The following is a 2,860-nucleotide window of genomic DNA, read 5'->3' as shown; positions in this document are numbered from 1 at the left end:
ATCCACCATGCCCAGTCCTGTGACGTGGAGCGACGACGAGCGGCGCCAGTTCGTCGACGACGGCGTCCTCATACGCCGTGGCCTGGTCCACGGCGCCGTCCTGTCCAAGGCGCGCACCCTCGTCGGCGGCTGGCTGGCCGAGGTGTACGACCCCGCGCGGCTCACCGCTTACACCGAACGCAGCTTCGCCCCCGAGCTGGAGGAGCACCCCGACCTCCTCGCCCTGTACCGGCGAAGCGGCCTGGCAGAGTTGGCCGGAGACCTGCTGCGGCCCGCGAGGCCCGCCCCGGTCACCCGGGCGCAGATCCAGATCCGGCTTCCGCACGGCGCGCAGCAGCCCGTGAAGCGGATGCACGTCGACGGTGTCTCCTGCCCTCACCTGGAACCGCGCGACCTGCGCACGTTCACCTTCATCGCCGGCGTCGTCCTGGAGGGCAGCGCCAACGCGGACGCCGGCGCTGTGCACTACGTGCCCGGCGGGCACTACCGGATGGCCGACTACTTCGCCACGGACTGGGTCCTGGGGCAGCCGGCCCAGACTCCCGACGACATCGACGCCCAGGACGGCACCGCTCTCACCGCCGAGCCCGGCGACGTGGTCGTGATGCACCACTTAGTCCCGCACCGGGTCGGCATCAACGCGAGCAGCACCCCGAGGGTGATGGCGTACTTCCGCGTCAGCCACGCCCAGCACCCCGACCTCGCCCTGCGCGCTCTGTCGGACCCGTGGCTGGAGTACCCGGCGCTCGCTGCCCTCGCCCGCCCCGGCACGGTGTGAGAGGGGAGAGCGCCGTGGACGTCCTGACCCCTCACCAGCTCCCCCACGCAGCGCGGCTCCTGGCCGCCGGGGAGATGGTCGCCGTGCCCACGCCCCGCTGGTACATGCTGTGTGCCCGCGCCGCCGACCCCGCCGCCACGAGCGCGATCTTCCGCGCCAAGCAGCGTCCCACCGCCAAGCCGCTGCTGCTCCTGCTCGATTCCCCGGCCACGGCCGAGATTCTGTTCGACCTGAGCACCGACGCCCGGCTGCTGACAGGCGGCCTGTGGCCGGGGGACCTCGCGCTGCGTCTTCCGTGGAAGCCCGCGGTGGAGCCTGTCGCGGCGGTCGGCTCCCCGGCGCTCGTCGGATGCCCCGACGGAGTACTGGGCCAGCTCGTCGCCCTGGCCGGCGAACCGCTGGCCGCCGCCGTGTGCAGCATCTCCACCCCCGCCGCCGGCGAGAAGGACCACCCGGCGCTCACCGCCGGCCAGGTCGCCGTCTTTCAGCGGACCATGAGGGCCGGGATCGCCGCGGTCGTCGACGGCGGGATCTGCCCGCACGGCCGGCGCATGACCATCGTCGACTGCCCCGCGGTCGCCGCAGCGCGCCTGGAGCGGGAGGGCACCGTCCACGCCCGCGCTGTCGAAGCCGCTCTCGCCCCGGCAGGAGGACCGCATGTGGGGTGACCTCGCCCGCCGGACGAACCGCCTGGTGCCCGACGCGTCGGTGGCCGCCGTCGCCGACGCGCTCGACTACCTCTGTCTCGCCCAGCTCTATCTGCGCGACAACCCGCGCCTGGCCCGGCCCCTGACCCCGGCCGACGTCAAGACGCGACCGGCCGGCCACTGGGGAGTGTGCCCGCCCGTCAACCGGATGCTCGCCGCCCTGGGCCCACTCCAGGCGGCCGTCCCCGACGGCTACGAGCTGCACGTCCTGCACGGCGCCGGGCACGCCGGCCCCTCCGCCCTCGCCCACGCCTACCTCACCGGCCGACTCGGCCACGCCCACTCGGGCTTGCGCCGGGACGAGGCCGGACTGCGCGCACTCGTCGCCGGATTTCCCCTGGCCGACGTCGGCGGGGAGATCACCCCGATGATCCCCGGCCACCTGCACACCGGAGGCCAGCTCGGCCCCGCCCTCGCGATCGGGCAGGGCACTGTGCTCGACGCGCCCCACCGGCTGACCGTGGTCCTGATCGGCGACGGCGAGTGCGAGACCGGGACGACCGCCGCCTCCTGGCTCGCCACCCGCGCATTGCACGGTACGGGCGACCACGGCACCGTCCTTCCCGTCGTCCTGCTCAACGGGCTGCGCATGGGCGGCAAGAGCCTGCTGTCCACCCTGAGCCGCACCGAACTCACTGCCTATTTCACCGGCCTTGGCCACCGGCCCGTCTACAGCGACGGGCTCGACATCGGCCAGCTCCGCCAGGCGGTGGCCGAAGCGCTCGGCGCCGCCGCGCCCTTGGGCATTCCGGGACCGTCGAGCCTCCTCGTCCTCACCCTGGACAAGGGCCACGGTGCCCCCGCTCACCTCGCCGGCACCCCGGCGGTCCACAAGACGCCTCTGCGTGACCCGGCCGGTGTGCCCGCCGAGTTCAACGCGCTCGCCGACTGGCTGTCCTCCTACCAGCCCACCCAGCTCCTCACCTCCAGCGGTCGGCCCCGGCCGCACCTGCTGCCCGCGCTCCCGCTGCCCCGGCCCGAGCCCGACGGCCTCCCGGCTCCGCGCGGCTGCGTCGCCGCCTCCGCCCAGGTCGCCGACCGCGCCACCGGCCGCCCGTTCGCGCAGGTGGTCCCCGAGGTCCTGCGGGCCAGCGCCGAGCAGGGACCGTTCCGCGTGTTCAGCCCCGACGAGCTGGCCTCCAACCGTCTCGACCTCACCGACGAACACGGGCGCCCGGTGCCGTGGACGGTGGAAGTGCTGAGCGAGGAGCTGTGCCACGCCTGGGCCCAGGGTTACACGGAGACCGGCCGGCACGCCCTCGTCGCCACCTACGAGGCGTTCGCGCCGATCACCCTCAGCCTCATCCAGCAGCAGCTCAAGCACCGGTCCGTGCGCCGGCAGGCCGGGCTCGCCCCGCTGCCCAGCCTGGTCTAC

At 74.2% G+C, this 2,860-nt stretch carries 3 protein-coding genes; all 3 read left to right on the top strand.

Annotated elements, in window-relative coordinates; all coding sequences use genetic code 11:
* The first annotated feature begins 7 nt into the window (after nucleotides 1-7).
* Nucleotides 8-778 carry a phytanoyl-CoA dioxygenase family protein gene (locus C1J00_RS41050; RefSeq protein WP_102913926.1) on the top strand — a complete coding sequence of 257 codons (771 nt, stop codon included), beginning with the start codon at nucleotides 8-10 and terminating at the stop codon, nucleotides 776-778.
* Nucleotides 779-792: 14 nt separating this feature from the next.
* Entirely contained in the window at nucleotides 793-1,446 is a 654-nt protein-coding gene (locus C1J00_RS41045) for an L-threonylcarbamoyladenylate synthase (RefSeq protein WP_102913925.1), read from the top strand.
* On the top strand, nucleotides 1,436-2,860 hold a 1,425-nt coding region (locus C1J00_RS41040), incomplete at its 3' end, for a phosphoketolase family protein (protein ID WP_102913924.1). The genes C1J00_RS41045 and C1J00_RS41040, both read left to right, overlap by 11 nt.

Origin of the sequence: Streptomyces cahuitamycinicus (assembly GCF_002891435.1) — a bacterium.
GTDB lineage: Bacteria > Actinomycetota > Actinomycetes > Streptomycetales > Streptomycetaceae > Streptomyces > Streptomyces cahuitamycinicus.
The sequence above is the reverse complement of the archived record's forward strand: the minus strand, read 5'-3'. Positions and strand labels throughout refer to the sequence as shown.

What these genes read in the sequence shown, in the direction of transcription:
- C1J00_RS41050 (WP_102913926.1), top strand. Translation starts at nt 8, where the DNA reads ATGCCCAGTCCTGTGACGTGGAGCGACGACGAGCGGCGCCAGTTCGTC.